Raw genomic sequence first — 15,095 nt, forward strand, 5'->3', positions numbered from 1 at the left:
TCCCAGTTTCATCCACATAGCGCCGCATTGCGCCGCGGGAAACAGGTAGCCGGCTTAAAGGTGTGGATGCCGGGCATTTGTGCGTGGTGCTTGCGGTAGAGCACAATTTCCCCGACCTTGCAGCGAACGACCGGAAAGATCGCATGATCGACAAGCTGGAATTCTTCATCGCGCTCGCCAGGGAGGAGCATTTCGGCCGGGCGGCGGAGGTATGCGGCGTCACCCAACCGACGCTCTCGGCCGGCATCAAGCAGTTGGAAGGCCAGCTTGGCGTCATGCTGGTTCTGCGCGGCTCACGCTTCCAGGGGCTGACGCCGGAGGGAAAACAGGTGCTGGTGTGGGCACGCCGCATCGTCGGCGACACCAGAACCATGCGCGAGGAAATGCGCGCAGCGCGCCACGGACTTTCGGGCCGTATCCGCATCGCCGCCATCCCGACGGCGCTCGCCATGCTGCCGCGGCTGACGACGCCGTTTCGCGAAAAGCATCCCGGCGTCACCTTTTCGGTGCTGTCGCGGACCTCGATCGAGGTGCTGTCGCTGCTCGGCAATTTCGACATCGATGCCGGGATCACCTATCTCGACAACGAGCCGCTGGGGCGGGTGACCAGCGTGCCGCTCTATGACGAGCGCTACCAACTGATCACCGCGATGGGGAATCCCTATTCCGACCGCGACAAAGTGACATGGGCGGAGCTCTCGAGCCTGCCGCTGTGTCTGTTGACGCCGGACATGCAGAACCGCCGCATCATCGATCAGCATCTGGCCGAAGCCGGCGTGCAGGTGCGACCGACGCTGGAATCCAATTCGATGATCGTGCTGTTTTCGCACATCCGCACCGGCAAATGGTCGTCGATCATGCCGCTCAACCTTGCGGAAACATTCGGCTTTGCCGAGCCGATCCGGGCCATTCCGATCATCGAGCCAGATGCCAGCCACACGGTCGGCCTGGTGGCGACACCGCGCGAACCGCACACACCTTTGGTCTCGGCGCTGCTGGACGAGGCAATGGCGCTGGCGGACGATTTCCATGCCAACCGTTCCGCTAGACAGGGTTAGTCAAACGGAACGATAGAAAATTTCTATCGTACAACGAAACCGCTTTATTGATTTCAGAGGTTTTCTCTGATTTCTTAAGCACTTAGCGATAAAGCGGCACGCGCATGTCGTTGTTCCAAAACAGCTTGATGCTTTTGGCCGATATGCATGGGTCGCTACTATAGGGAGGGCGCTGCATGACAATGCAGCCTGCAAGTACCGAGATTACGTCGCGCACGGCCGCGATCATCCAGGAGATGAAGGGCCTCGAAGGCCCATTGCTGCCGATCCTTCACGGCATCCAGGAAGAGTTCGGCCATGTGCCCAAGGATGCGCTGCCGGTCATCGCCGAGGCGCTGAACATTTCCAGGGCCGAGGTGTACGGCGTCGTCAGCTTTTATCACGATTACCGCAGCCACCCGGCAGGCCGCCATGTGCTGAAGCTCTGCCAGGCGGAATCCTGCCAGTCGATGGGTTCGGACGCCATCGCCGCCAAGCTGAAGCAATTGCTGGGCATCGGCTTCCATGAGACGACCCGCGACGGTTCGGTGACGCTGGAGCCGGTCTATTGTCTGGGCCTGTGCGCCTGTTCGCCCGCCGCAATGCTGGATGGCGAGGTGATCGGGCGGCTCGATGACGAGAAGCTCGACGAGATCGTTGCAGAGGTGCGCTCATGATCCCGCGTATCTACATTCCAGGCGATTCCGGTGCGCTGGCGCTGGGCGCCGAAAAGGTCGCCAAGGCGATCGCCGGCGAACTCGCCGAGCGCGGCATCGAAGCCAAGATCGTGCGTAACGGTTCGCGCGGCGCCTATTTCCTCGAGCCTATGGTCGAAGTCGCGACAGCCAATGGCCGCGTCGCCTATGGGCCGGTCAAACCATCCGACGTCAAAGGCCTGTTCGACGGCGGCTTTCTCACCGGCGGCCACCACAAACGCTGGCTGGGCACGCCGGACAAGATCCCCTTCCTGGCCAAGCAGACGCGGCTGACCTTCGCGCGCTGCGGCGTCACGGATCCGCTTTCGCTCGAATCCTACAAGAAGCATGGCGGGTTGAACGGACTGACGAACGCGCTGGCGCTGACGCCTGCCGCCATCGTCGCCCAGGTTACCGAGTCGGGCCTGCGCGGGCGCGGCGGCGCCGGCTTCCCGACCGGCATCAAGTGGAAAACGGTGCTCGATGCCGCAGGCGACCGCAAATACATCGTCTGCAACGCCGACGAAGGCGATTCGGGCACCTTCGCCGATCGCATGATCATGGAGGGCGATCCCTTCGTGCTGATCGAAGGCATGACGATCGCCGGTATAGCCACGGGCGCGACGAAGGGCTTCGTCTATGTCCGCTCGGAATATCCGCATGCGGTGGCGATGATGAACAAGGCCGTCGAGATCGCCCGCAAGGCTGGCGTTCTTGGCGCCAGCGTGCTGGGCTCACCCTACGCTTTCGACATGGAGATCCGGGTCGGCGCCGGCGCCTATGTCTGCGGCGAGGAGACGGCGCTGCTCGATTCGCTCGAGGGCAAGCGCGGCATGGTTCGGGCAAAGCCACCGCTGCCGGCTCACAAAGGGCTGTTCGGCAAGCCGACGGTGATCAACAACGTCATCTCGCTGGCCTCGGTGCCTGTCATCATGGACAAGGGTGCGGCCTACTACAAGGATTTCGGCATGGGCCGCTCGCGCGGCACGATCCCGATCCAGATCGCCGGCAACGTCAAATATGCCGGTCTGTTCGAAGCCGCTTTCGGCATGACGCTGGGCGAGATCGTCGACGAGATCGGCGGCGGCACGGCCACGGGGCGCCCCGTCAAGGCCGTGCAGGTCGGCGGGCCGCTCGGCGCCTATTTCCCGCGCGCGCTGTTCGACACGCCATTCGATTATGAAGCCTTCGCCGCCAAGGACGGGCTGATCGGCCATGCCGGCATCGTGGTGTTCGACGACACCGCCGACATGCTGAAACAGGCGCGCTTCGCCATGGAGTTCTGCGCCATCGAAAGCTGTGGCAAATGCACGCCCTGCCGCATCGGCTCGACGCGCGGGGTTGAGACCATCGACAGAATAGTTGCGGGCATTGAGCCGGAGAAGAACCTCGCTCTGGTCACCGATCTCTGCAACACGATGAAGTTTGGTTCGCTCTGCGCGCTGGGCGGCTTCACGCCCTATCCCGTGATGAGCTCGATCACCCATTTCCCCGACGACTTCAAGCCAGCGCCCGTGCGCGTGGCTGCCGAATAGGAGCTGGCAGATGAACATCAAGGCCGACTTCCCCTCCCTCGTCGAAGAGATCGACTACGGAACCCCCCAATCGAAGGCGCAGAAGCAGGTCACGCTGAACGTCGACGGGCGCAGCATCACCGTGCCGGAAGGCACCTCGATCATGCGTGCGGCCATGGAGGGCGGGGTCGAGATCCCGAAGCTTTGCGCCACCGACATGCTGGACTCCTTCGGGTCGTGCCGTGTCTGCCTTGTCGAGATCGAAGGACGTGGCGGCACGCCGGCGTCCTGCACGACGCCCGTCGGCGAAGGCATGATCGTGCGCACGCAGACCGAGCGGCTCGACGCCATTCGCCGAGGCGTCATGGAACTCTACGTCTCCGACCATCCGACCGGCTGGAACGAACAGGCCGGAACCGGCGCCAGCGAGTTCGATGCAGTGGCGAAGTCGATCGGCCTGATCGAGAACCGCTACGGCATCGAAGGTCGCAACCACGTCAAGCCGGAAGGTGGCGTGGCGCCCGGCCATGGCTCGCTGGCGGTCGACTACATCGCCCGCGACGAGTCCAACCCCTATTTCACCTATGATGCCTCGCAATGCATCGTCTGCTCGCGCTGCGTGCGGGCCTGCGAAGAGGTGCAGGGCACCTTCGCGCTGACCATCGAGGGACGAGGCTTCGAATCCCGGGTTTCGGCGGGGATGCACGAGGCGTTCATCGATTCGGAATGCGTGTCCTGCGGCGCCTGCGTCCAGGCCTGTCCAACCGATGCGCTGCGTGAGAAGACGGTGCTTGCCAAGGGCCTGCCGGAGCGCTCCGCCGTCACCACCTGTGCCTATTGCGGCGTCGGCTGCTCATTCAAGGCCGAGGTGAAGGGTGACGAAGTCGTTCGCATGATGCCCTATAAGGAGGGCAAGGCGAACCACGGCCATTCCTGCGTCAAGGGCCGTTTCGCCTATGGCTATGCCACCCACAAGGACCGCGTCCTGTCGCCGATGATCCGGGAAAAGGTCACCGACCCGTGGCGCGAGGTGAGTTGGGAAGAGGCGATCGCCCATACGGCCAAGGAATTCCGCCGCATCCAGTACCAGTATGGACGCACCTCGATCGGCGGCATAACCTCCTCGCGCTGCACCAATGAGGAAACTTACCTAGTCCAGAAGATGGTGCGGCAAGGTTTCCGCAACAACAATGTCGACACCTGCGCACGAGTCTGCCATTCGCCGACGGGCTACGGGCTCGGCCAGACCTATGGCACCTCGGCCGGCACGCAGGATTTCGATTCCGTCGACTTCACCGACGTCGCCGTCATCATCGGCGCCAACCCGGCTTCCGCTCACCCGGTGTTCGCCTCGCGGCTGAAGAAGCGGCTGCGCCACGGCGCCAAGCTGATCGTGCTCGATCCGCGCCGCACCGAGATGGTCAAGTCGGCCCATATCGAAGCGGATTACCACCTGCCGCTGAAGCCCGGCACCAATGTGGCCGTGCTGACGGCGCTGGCGCATGTGATCGTCACCGAGGGCCTGTTCGACGAAGCCTTCATCCGCGAACGCTGCGACTGGACGGAGTTCCAGGATTGGGCATCGTTCGTCGCCTTGCCGGAAAACAGCCCCGAAACCGTCGGCAAATTGTCCGGCGTCGATCCCGAACTGATCCGGGGGGCCGCCCGCCTCTACGCCACCGGCGGCAACGGTGCGATCTATTACGGCCTCGGCGTGACGGAACACAGCCAGGGTTCGACCACTGTGATGGCAATCGCCAATCTCGCCATGGCCACCGGCAATATCGGCCGGCCCGGCGTCGGCGTGAACCCGCTGCGCGGCCAGAACAACGTGCAGGGCTCCTGCGACATGGGCTCCTTCCCGCACGAACTGCCCGGCTACCGCCACATCTCCGGCGAAGCCGTGCGCGATATCTATGAGACCTTGTGGGGCGTGAAGCTGGACGACGAACCCGGCCTGCGCATCCCCAACATGCTGGACGCCGCCGTCGACGGCAGCTTCAAGGGCATCTACATCCAGGGCGAAGACATTCTGCAGTCCGATCCCGACACCAAGCATGTCGCCGCCGGCCTTGCCGCGATGGAATGCGTCGTCGTGCACGACCTGTTCCTCAACGAGACCGCAAACTATGCGCATGTCTTCCTGCCGGGCTCGACTTTCCTGGAGAAGGACGGCACCTTCACCAACGCCGAGCGCCGCATCAATATGGTGCGCAAGGTTCTTGAGCCGAAGGCGCGCTACGCCGATTGGGAGGCGACGCAGGAGCTTGCCCGCGCGATCGGGCTGGACTGGAACTATCAGCATCCCTCGGAGATCATGGACGAGATCGCGATGACGACGCCGAGCTTTGCCGGCGTCTCCTTCGAGTTGCTCGACCGCGTAGGATCCGTGCAATGGCCCTGCAACGAGAAGGCGCCGCTCGGCACCCCGATCATGCACATCGATGCGTTCGTGCGCGGCAAGGGCAAGTTCATCCGGACCGAATATGTGGCGACGGACGAAAGGACGGGGCCGCGCTTCCCGCTGCTGCTCACCACCGGCCGCATCCTGTCGCAGTACAATGTCGGCGCGCAGACCAGGCGCACCGACAACAGCATGTGGCACTCGGAGGACCGGCTAGAGATCCACCCGCACGATGCCGAGAACCGCGGCTTGCGCGACGGCGACTGGGTCCGGCTGACGAGCCGCTCGGGCGAAACGACGCTGCGCGCGCTGATCACCGACCGGGTGTCGCCCGGTGTGGTCTACACGACGTTCCATCATCCGGACACGCAGGCCAACGTCATCACCACCGACTTCTCCGACTGGGCGACGAACTGTCCGGAATACAAGGTGACGGCGGTGCAGGTCGGCGCCTCCAACGGACCGTCGGAATGGCAGCGCGACTATGACGAGCAGGCCAAGCAGAGCCGGCGCATCGCGTCTTTGCAGGCGGCGGAGTAGTCTTGGGCGCGCGCCGCAAAGCCACGACGCAGGTATCGCGGCTGGCGCACCGCGCGGTTGGGACGACGGCTGCCGACCGGATGGTGCCGGAAGAGACGCCGGTGGCGTTCTCCTTCGCCGGCACCACCCATGCGGTGATGATGGCAAGCCCGGCCGATTTCGAGGATTTCGCGCTTGGCTTCTCGCTGACCGAGGGCATTGTTGCTGCGCCGGAGGAGATCGAAGCCATCGAGGTCGAGGATCATGGCGCCGGCATCGATATCCAGATCCGGCTGAAGGATCGAGCCAATACACGTTTCGAGGCGCGACGTAGACGACTGGCTGGCCCGGTCGGCTGCGGGCTCTGCGGCATCGAGTCGATTGAGGAGGCGATGCGCTCGGTCGACGCGGTTGGTGCTTCAAAGCTTACGCTTGATGCCGACGACATTGTCCGTTCGGTCAAGCTTCTGTCTAAAGTGCAGCCGCTGCATACCGAGACCGGAGCCGTGCACGCCGCCGGCTTCTATGTACCTGGCAAGGGCATCGTCATGGCGCGCGAAGATGTCGGCCGTCACAATGCGCTCGACAAGCTGGCCGGCGCGCTGGCCAAAGCCGGCATCGATGGCGCATCCGGTGCTGTCGTGGTGACATCCAGGGTTTCGGTTGAAATGGTGCAGAAGACGGCTTCTATCGGCTCGGCCTTCATCATCGCCGTCTCGGCGCCGACCGCACTTGCCATCCGCACGGCGCAAGAGGCTGGCATGACGCTGGTGGCGCTGGTTCGCGGCGAGGATTTTGATATTTTCACCCACCCCGACCGGGTGGTTTGCGGAGTTGCCCAGCATGTCGCATGACGAAGAACACATTATGAGCACCGCCGAGAAGCTGGTGCGCATGGCAAACCAGATCGCCGATTTCTTCCATTCCAAGCCGCGCGAGGAAGGCATTGCCGGCGTCGCCGAGCACATCAACAAGTTCTGGGAGCCGAGGATGCGGCGGCAGTTCTTCGAAATGCTGGACGACGGCACCGGGAACTTCAACGAGTTGGTGGTGGCCGCCTCCGCCAGGATCAGGCGGCCGATCACGCCGGCTGCGGCCGACCTCAAACTCGGACTCGAGCCCTCCCCTGCCGACGTCGCCGCCTCGCAGGAATAGTCGCCAAGCCGCGCCTGCTTATATTCGCCATCGCTAAAGTTTAGCTGCCGCAATCTGCGCTGTTCTGCTATGGTTTGACGACCAGAATCGTCAGGCCGGGGTGGAAATCTCGTGAGGCCGATCGAGACGCGATACGCCCGTAGCGGCGATGTGCGGATCGCCTATCAGGTGGTCGGGCAGGGATCGTTCGATCTCGTCTTCGTGCCGGGCTTCATTTCGAACCTCGACCTGCACTGGGAAGACGAGGGCTATACCAGGCTCTTGAAGCGGCTTTCGGCATTCTCGCGGCTGATCCTGTTCGACAAACGCGGCACCGGCCTGTCCGACCGCGTCGACGCGCATAACCTGCCCAGTCTCGAAACGCGGATGGACGATGTGCGCGCGGTTATGGACGCCGCCGGCAGCGGCCGTGCAGCGCTGCTCGGCTCCTCCGAAGGCGCGCCGATGGCGATGCTGTTCGCCGCCACCTATCCGGAGCGGACGCGAGCCCTGGCGCTCTATGGCGGCTATGCGCATTTCCACAAATGGGTGATGTCGCGCGAACGCCTCGACGCTTTCATCGAGATGGCGGAGACAGCCTGGGGCACCGGCGCCACGCTGCCCCATTTCGCGCCGAGCCGGGTCGACGACGCGCATTTCGCCCAGTGGTGGGCACGTTTCGACCGATTATCGGCGAGCCCGACGGCGGCGGCGGCGCTGGCGCGCATGAACGCCGACGTCGACATCCGCCATATCCTGAGCGTGATCAGCGCGCCGACGCTTGTGATACATCGCCGCAACGATGCGCGGGTCGATCCCGATGCCAGCCGCTTCCTTGCACAGAAGATCCCCGGTGCCCGGCTCGTCGAGATTCCCGGACGCGACCATCCGATCTGGACCGGCGATGTCGAAGGGGTGGCCGACCTGATAGAGGAATTCCTGACCGGCGAGCGCGCCGTGGGCGAAGTGGACCGCGTGCTGGCGGCAGTTCTGGTGACACGTATCTACGACACGGCTCGGCTCGGCGACCGCATGTGGAGCGAACGCAGCCAGCGCTTCCAGGAAACCTGGCGGCTGCTGGTCGGGCGCCATGGCGGGCGTTCGGCGGGCCTGCATGGCGAGTTGATGATTTCGCGCTTCGACGGCCCGGCACGCGCCATACGCTGCGCGGCGGCGCTGCGCGAGGCGGCGCAGGAAATCGGCGTGGCAAGCGCGCAAGGGGCGCATGTCGGCGAGATCGAAGTGCGCGGTCCGCCCGTCGGGATGACGGCGCGGGTGGCGATGCAACTGGCCGCCCATGCCGGGCGCGGCGACATTATCGCGTCGCGTCTGATCGCCGACCTGGCGGCTGGGTCGGGCCTGCATTTCACCGACGCCGGGCGCGTCAGCGTCGACGAGTTGGAGGAGCCGCTGGCGCTGGTCCATGCGACGTCCGAACAACATCTGGAACCCGCCGGCCGGCCCAAACCCAAGGCTGCCGAGCCGGCCGCATTGACGGCGCGCGAAAGCCAGGTGGTGAGCCTCGTCGCCGATGGCAAGAGCAATGCCGCGATCGCCGCCGAATTGAGGCTGAGCGAACATACGGTCAAGCGCCATGTCGCCAACATACTGCTCAAGCTGGACCTGCCGTCGCGGGCGGCGGCGGCGGCGTTCTCAGTCAGGCACCCTGGCCCGCACGGGCCATGAGAGCCATGGCGCTTTCGGGGGAAGCGGCCAAAGGCGGGTAAGCGGTATCAGTGTTCTCCATGCAGGCCAGGCGGATGTCGCCGGAAAAGGTGCTGCGAACGGAGGAGGAAATGCTGAAGTCGAACCGGACACTCAAATTGCTTGTGATCGCTGCAAGCGTGGGCGCGCTGTTCGCCATCGCTCCGGCAAAGGCCGAGGACGCGTCCGCGGCGGCGACCTACAAGGACATTGAGGCGACGCTCGGCTCGGTGCCGGACATGTTCAAGACGTTGCCGGATGTGGCCGTCGCCGGCGCCTGGGCCGAGATCAAGGGCGTGCAGCTCAACCCGAAGACGGCGCTTGACGGCAAGACCAAGGAACTGCTGGGCCTCGCCGTCGCGGCGCAGATCCCGTGCCAGTATTGCATCTATTTCCACACCGAGGCGGCCAGGCTCAACGGCGCCAGCGACGAGGAGATCAAGGAGGCGGTGGCGATGTCCGCGATCGTGCGCCACTGGTCGACGATGCTCAACGGCAGCCAGGTCGATCTGACGACCTTCAAGAAGCAGGCCGACGACGTGTTCGCGGCCGTCAAGGCGAAGTCGCAGTAAAAACCACTGCCTGGCGACAAGCGCCGGGCAGCACTTCGACCATCAACCGCCCGGAAGACGGGCCAATGGAGGATGAAATGCTGACCAAGACCCAAACAGTGGATGGCGCGGCGATCAAGAAGGCCATCGAGACCCGTGACGGCAAGATGCTGTCGAGCTTCTATGCCGATGACGCGCTGGTGCGGGTGATCGACCGCAACAACCCGCCGAGCAAGCCGCTTGAAATCCGCGGGCGCGCCGCGATCACCACATTCTGGGACGACATCTGCAGCCGGGCGATGACCCACAAGGTCGACACCACCATCGCCGACGGCGACAGCCTCGCCTTCACCCAGGCCTGCGCCTATCCGGACGGAACCAAGGTGTTCTGCGCGGCGATGCTGGAGCTGAAGAACGGGCGGATCGCAAGGCAGACCGTCGTGCAGGCCTGGGACGAGTAGGCAACAGCCGGTGGATCAACCGCGGCCTGGGCCGCAAACCTGGAGGAGAAGACGATGTTCAGCGCCAGATGGCAGATCGACGCCAAGTTCGGACACAAGCAGACCGTGCTCGACCTGTTGAAGAAATGGGAACGCGAGATCGGCTCGCAGGTCGGCCTCGCCGAGCTGGAGTTCCAGATCATGACCGGTTCTATCGGCGCGCGGGAGGCGACGGTCGAGTCCCATCACCAGGTCGAAAGCCTGGCCCAGTTGGAGGCGTTCTTCGCCAAGATCGGCAAGATCGACGCGCACGCGAAATGGGGCAAGGAGATCGAGCCCTATGTCGTGTCGGGCACCAGCCTATGGAATATTTATCGCGTTGTGGAGTAGCGACTCTTCTCCCCGTGAACGGGGAGAAGAGAAAATAGCCACGCCCGGCCCTTCGCAGGCGCAGGGCGTTCGAAGCTCGAAAAGCCAAGCAATTGGCTTTTCGTTTGCTACGCGGACCACTTCTCAACCATGCGCCACCATCACATGCCGCACGGCGGTGTAGTCCTCCAGCGCATAGAGCGACATGTCCTTGCCGTAGCCGGACTGCTTCAGCCCGCCATGCGGCATCTCGTTGGTCAGCATGAAGTGGGTGTTGATCCATGTGCAGCCATATTGCAGGCGGGCGGCCGTCGCCATGGCGCGCGAGACATCCTTGGTCCATACCGAGGACGCCAGGCCGTAGTCGCTGTCATTGGCCCAGTTCACCGCCTCGTCGACCTCCGAAAAACGAGTAACCGAGACGACCGGGCCGAACACTTCGCGGCGCACGATTTCGTCTTCCTGCAGCGCGCCGGCAACGACTGTCGGCTGGTAGTAGAAGCCGGAACCCTCGCCCGGCTTGCCGCCGGTGGTGATCTCGATGTGGTTCAGTTCCGAGGCGCGCTCGACGAAGCTGGAGACGCGGTCGCGCTGGCGGCGGGAGATGAGTGGGCCGATCTCGTTTTCGGTGTCGTCGGGACGATTGTACTTGATGGTCGAGACGGCCGAGGAGAGATCGGCGACGAGTTTGTCATAGATCTTCCTGCCGGCGTAGATACGGCAGGCGGCGGTGCAGTCCTGGCCGGCATTGTAATAGCCGAAGGCGCGCAGGCCGTTGACCACGGCGCCAAGATCGGCGTCGTCGAAGACGATGACCGGCGCCTTGCCGCCGAGCTCGAGATGCGTGCGCTTGACCGACTTGGCGGCCGCCTGCAGCACTTTCTTGCCGGTGGCGACATCGCCGGTGATCGAGATCATGTTGACCTTGGGATGGTTGATCAGCGTGTTGCCGACGCTGTCGCCGCGGCCGAGCACGACATTGACCACGCCTTCCGGCAGGATTTCCGCAAGGATTTTTGCCAGCTTCAGCGCCGTCAGCGGTGTCTGCTCGGAAGGCTTGAAGACGACGGTGTTGCCGCCGGCGATTGCCGGCGCCAACTTCCAGGCCATCATCATCAGCGGATAGTTCCACGGCGCGATGGAAGCGACGATGCCGATGGCGTCGCGGCGGACCATCGAAGTATGGCCGGGAATGTATTCGCCGGCGACGACGCCGGGCATCGAACGGACGGCACCGGCGAAGAAGCGGTAGCAGTCGACGATGGCCGGGATTTCATCATTGAGCACGGCGTTGATCGGCTTGCCGCAATTGAGCGCCTCGAGCGTGGCGAATTCCTTGGCATCGGCCTCGATGCGGTCGGCGATCTTCAGCAAATAGCCGGAGCGCTGCGCCGGCGTGGTGCGCGACCACAAGACGAACGCTTGTTCGGCGGCAGTGATCGCCGCCTCAATCTGTGCCTGGCTGGCCTCGGGCAGGCTGAGGATGGTCGCCCCGGTCTTTGGATTGAGGATCGGTTCCTCGGTCTCGGTGCCCTTCTCGAATCTCGAGCCGATCAGCATCTGGGTGTCCATAAGGTTTCTCCTTAACAGGAGCGAGTAGCGAGTAGCGAATAGCGAGTAGGGTTTGACTGTCGATCTTCCCTATTCGCTATTCGTCACTCCCTATTCGCTGATTTCATTTTCCACTGCCCGCAATCTGGTCGCCGTCGCGGGTGAGGTAATAGGCGGCAAGGATGGGCAGCAGCGTCACCAGCACCACGACCATGGCGACGACATTGGTCACCGGGCGCTGGCGCGGACGGATCAGCTCTTCCAGCATCCAGATCGGCAATGTCTGCTGCTGGCCGGCGGTGAAGGTGGTGACGATGACCTCGTCGAAGGACAGCGCGAAGGCCAGCATGCCGCCGGCAAGCAGCGCCGTGGCAATGTTGGGCAGCACGACATGTCGGAAGGTCTGAAAACCGTCGGCGCCGAGATCCATCGACGCCTCGATCATCGATCCGGAGGTGCGGCGAAAGCGGGCGACGGCATTGTTGTAGACGACGACGACGCAGAAGGTGGCGTGGCCGAGCACGATCGTCCAGAACGAGAACGGAATGTCGGCGAGCGAAAAGGCCGAGCGCAGCGCGATGCCGGTGATGATGCCGGGCAGCGCGATCGGCAGGATGACCAGCAGCGAGATGGTTTCGCGGCCGAAGAATTTTGTCCGCGAAACCGCCGCCGAACAGAGCGTGCCGAGGACGAGCGCGATCGCCGTCGAGATCGCGGCAACCCTGACCGACAGCGACAATGCCTGCCAGACATCCGGCCGGTTCCAGGTGACGGCGAACCATTGCGTCGTCAGGCCGGGGGGTGGCCAGACAAAGCTCTTCTCCTCGGTGGTGAAGGCATAGACGAAGATCAGCAGGATCGGCAGATGCAGGAACAGCAGGCCGCAGGCGGCGGCGATCTTCAGGCCGAGCGGCGCCGACTGGGAACCATCAGAGCGCATCGAAGGCCCCCATGCGCTTGGCGCCCCAGAGGTAGAAGCCCATGATGACGATCGGCACCACGGTGAAGGCGGCGGCGAGCGGGATGTTGCCGGCCGTGCCTTGCTGCGAATAGACCGCCTGGCCGATGAACAGCCGCGAGGTACCGATGATCTGCGGGATGATGTAGTCGCCCAGCGTAAGCGAGAAGGTGAAGATCGAACCGGCGACGATGCCCGGCAGCGCCAGCGGGAACAGCACGTTGCGGAAGGTCTGTCCCGGAGAGGCGCCGAGATCAGACGAGGCCTCGACGAGATTGCCGGGCACGCGCTCGAGCGCCGCCTGTACCGGCAGGATCATGAACGGTAACCAGACATAGACGAAGACGATGAAGGTGCCGGTGAACGATACCGACAGCGAATTGCCGCCGACGATCGGCAGCGACAGCCAGGCGTCGAGCACCCACAACAAATGCAGCTTGGCGAGGAGCCAGGTGAGGATGCCTTCCTTGGCCAGGATGAGCTTCCAGGCGTAGATCTTGACCAGATAGCTCGACCACAGCGGCAGCATGATGCCGAGATAGAACAAGGCCTTCCAGCGACCGCGCGCATAGCGCGCCGCGTAGTAGGCGATGGGGAAAGCGATGACGGCCGAGGCCAGCGTGACCAGAGCCGCCATCGTCACCGTGCGCAGGATGATATCGAGATTGGCGGCCTGGAACAGGTCACCATAGGTCTTGAGCGTGAACTCACGGTTGATGAGACCGGAAAACTCGTCGATGGAGAAAAAGCTCTGCGCCAGGAGCGCAAACAGCGAGCCGATATAGACGATGCCCAGCCAAAGCACCGGCGGCAGCAGCATGAGCAACAGCAGGACCTTCGGCTTGCGCCAGAAAAGGTCCGACAGCGCGCCACGCAGGCCGCCGCTGCCCGGCAGGATGGCGGGCGCGGGATTGGAGCTGAGCGCGGCGGTCGTCATGATGGAGCTCTGTACTCATGGAGGATGTATGAGAGGCCGAGATCCTTCACACCCCCCTCTGTCCTGCCGGACATCTCCCCCGCAAGGGGGGAGATCAGCAGCTTGTCCGCCTCACCGGCTCTGCAGCGTTGGAAGCTGGCGAAGCCAGTGGTAACAGCCAATCTCCCCCCTTGCGGGGGAGATGTCCGGCAGGACAGAGGGGGGTGCAATGCGCAAACCTTCATCATGCCGGCTCGTCCATCAGATGCAGGTGCTCGCGGTTAAAAGTCAGCACGACCGCCTCGCCTTCCCCAGGCAAGGCCGTGCCGGCCGGCACGATGGCGTGCAGTCGAAGGCCGTCGGCGTCGAGCGCCAGTTTTGTCGTGGCGCCGAGATAGTTGGTCGAGACGAGGCGGGCGGACACGCCTTCACCACTTGTGCCCCCGCTGGCCGCGCGGCCGACGCGAATGGATTCAGGGCGGAGACTCCCCCAGCGATGCTGGCCGGAATAACGCTGGACGAAATCCGGTGGCAGTACATTCGATGAGCCGACAAAATCGGCAACAAAACGCGTCTTCGGCCGCTGGTAGATATCCTCCGGCGTGCCGATCTGCATGATCTTGCCGTCGTTGAAAACGGCGACGCGGTCGGCCATCGACAGTGCTTCGCCCTGGTCGTGGGTGACGAAGACGAAGGTGATGCCGAGCGCCTTCTGCAGCGACTTCAGCTCCTCCTGCATGTTCTCGCGCAATTTGAGGTCGAGCGCGCCGAGCGGCTCGTCGAGCAGCAGCACCTTTGGCTGGTTGACCAGCGCACGGGCGAGCGCGACGCGCTGGCGCTGGCCGCCGGAAAGCTGGCCGGGGCGGCGGGCGCCATAGCCGGGCAGCCGCACCAGTGACAGCGCCTCTTCCGCCGCCTTGTGCCGCTGAGCCTTGCCGACGCCCTTGACCATCAGCCCGTAGGCGACGTTGTCGAGCACGTTCAGATGCGGGAACAGCGCATAGTCCTGAAACACGGTGTTGACGTTGCGGCGATAGGGCGGAACGCCCTCGGCGCGTTCGCCGAAGATCGAGATCGAGCCCGATGTCGGCTGCTCGAAGCCGGCGATGAGGCGCAGGCAAGTGGTCTTGCCGGAACCGGACGGCCCGAGCATGGCGAAGAATTCCCCCGGCGCGATATCGAGATCGACCGCGTCGACGGCGCGCACGCTGCCGAAATGGCGCGAGGCTTTCTGGAAGGAGACGGCGGAGGTCATGGGCTGTCAGTCCGTTGCCGGTTTGGTGTGCTGATGTCGCGCGACGTC

The 15,095-nt window shown here is 63.9% G+C and carries 14 protein-coding genes; 10 read left to right on the forward strand and 4 right to left on the reverse strand.

What is annotated here, in order from left to right:
* The first annotated feature begins 143 nt into the window (after positions 1-143).
* The 10 genes from NKJ37_RS07705 to NKJ37_RS07750 all read left to right on the forward strand — a co-directional run bounded on the left by NKJ37_RS07705 (position 144) and on the right by NKJ37_RS07750 (position 10,388).
* Positions 144-1,058 carry a LysR family transcriptional regulator gene (locus tag NKJ37_RS07705; protein ID WP_352439708.1) on the forward strand — a complete coding sequence of 305 codons (915 nt, stop codon included), beginning with the start codon at positions 144-146 and terminating at the stop codon, positions 1,056-1,058.
* Positions 1,059-1,234: 176 nt separating this feature from the next.
* Positions 1,235-1,714 carry a formate dehydrogenase subunit gamma gene (locus NKJ37_RS07710; protein WP_352439709.1) on the forward strand — a complete coding sequence of 160 codons (480 nt, stop codon included), beginning with the start codon at positions 1,235-1,237 and terminating at the stop codon, positions 1,712-1,714.
* On the forward strand, positions 1,711-3,267 hold the full coding sequence (locus tag NKJ37_RS07715) for a formate dehydrogenase beta subunit (protein WP_352751783.1): 1,557 nt from the start codon (positions 1,711-1,713) through the stop codon (positions 3,265-3,267). Before NKJ37_RS07710 ends, NKJ37_RS07715 begins: the two co-directional genes overlap by 4 nt.
* A gap of 10 nt (positions 3,268-3,277) precedes the next feature.
* Positions 3,278-6,190, forward strand: a complete 2,913-nt coding sequence (gene fdhF, locus NKJ37_RS07720) for a formate dehydrogenase subunit alpha (protein ID WP_352773499.1) — start codon at positions 3,278-3,280, stop codon at positions 6,188-6,190.
* Between the two features lie 2 nt (positions 6,191-6,192).
* Positions 6,193-7,023 carry a formate dehydrogenase accessory sulfurtransferase FdhD gene (gene fdhD / locus NKJ37_RS07725; RefSeq protein WP_352773502.1) on the forward strand — a complete coding sequence of 277 codons (831 nt, stop codon included), beginning with the start codon at positions 6,193-6,195 and terminating at the stop codon, positions 7,021-7,023.
* The gene (locus tag NKJ37_RS07730) at positions 7,013-7,324 is read left to right on the forward strand and encodes a formate dehydrogenase subunit delta (protein ID WP_023811684.1); all 312 of its coding nucleotides are present in this window, start codon (positions 7,013-7,015) and stop codon (positions 7,322-7,324) included. The genes fdhD and NKJ37_RS07730 overlap by 11 nt, the downstream gene beginning before the upstream one ends.
* A gap of 111 nt (positions 7,325-7,435) precedes the next feature.
* Positions 7,436-8,989 (forward strand): alpha/beta fold hydrolase, encoded by a 1,554-nt coding sequence (locus NKJ37_RS07735; protein ID WP_352439713.1) that lies wholly within the window; start codon positions 7,436-7,438, stop codon positions 8,987-8,989.
* A 110-nt stretch (positions 8,990-9,099) separates the two neighbouring features.
* Entirely contained in the window at positions 9,100-9,579 is a 480-nt protein-coding gene (locus NKJ37_RS07740; protein ID WP_352439714.1) for a carboxymuconolactone decarboxylase family protein, read from the forward strand.
* 77 nt (positions 9,580-9,656) lie between these two features.
* Entirely contained in the window at positions 9,657-10,019 is a 363-nt protein-coding gene (locus NKJ37_RS07745) for a nuclear transport factor 2 family protein (protein WP_352773506.1), read from the forward strand.
* 54 nt (positions 10,020-10,073) lie between these two features.
* Complete coding sequence (locus NKJ37_RS07750) at positions 10,074-10,388, forward strand: hypothetical protein (RefSeq protein ID WP_127290045.1); 315 nt, start codon at positions 10,074-10,076, stop codon at positions 10,386-10,388.
* Positions 10,389-10,511: 123 nt separating this feature from the next.
* Here the strand turns inward: NKJ37_RS07750 and NKJ37_RS07755 are convergent, their stop codons facing one another.
* From NKJ37_RS07755 to NKJ37_RS07770, 4 genes are all read right to left on the reverse strand, one after another.
* On the reverse strand, positions 10,512-11,939 hold the full coding sequence (locus NKJ37_RS07755; RefSeq protein WP_352439716.1) for a gamma-aminobutyraldehyde dehydrogenase: 1,428 nt from the start codon (positions 11,937-11,939) through the stop codon (positions 10,512-10,514).
* A 103-nt stretch (positions 11,940-12,042) separates the two neighbouring features.
* Positions 12,043-12,858 (reverse strand): ABC transporter permease, encoded by an 816-nt coding sequence (locus NKJ37_RS07760; protein WP_023811678.1) that lies wholly within the window; start codon positions 12,856-12,858, stop codon positions 12,043-12,045.
* On the reverse strand, positions 12,848-13,813 hold the full coding sequence (locus NKJ37_RS07765; RefSeq protein ID WP_023811677.1) for an ABC transporter permease: 966 nt from the start codon (positions 13,811-13,813) through the stop codon (positions 12,848-12,850). Before NKJ37_RS07765 ends, NKJ37_RS07760 begins: the two co-directional genes overlap by 11 nt.
* 223 nt (positions 13,814-14,036) lie before the next feature.
* Positions 14,037-15,047, reverse strand: coding sequence for an ABC transporter ATP-binding protein (locus NKJ37_RS07770; protein ID WP_352439717.1), 1,011 nt, complete (start codon positions 15,045-15,047; stop codon positions 14,037-14,039).
* Positions 15,048-15,095: the final 48 nt, after the last annotated feature.

The organism is Mesorhizobium sp. M0140 (assembly GCF_040322475.1).
GTDB lineage: Bacteria > Pseudomonadota > Alphaproteobacteria > Rhizobiales > Rhizobiaceae > Mesorhizobium.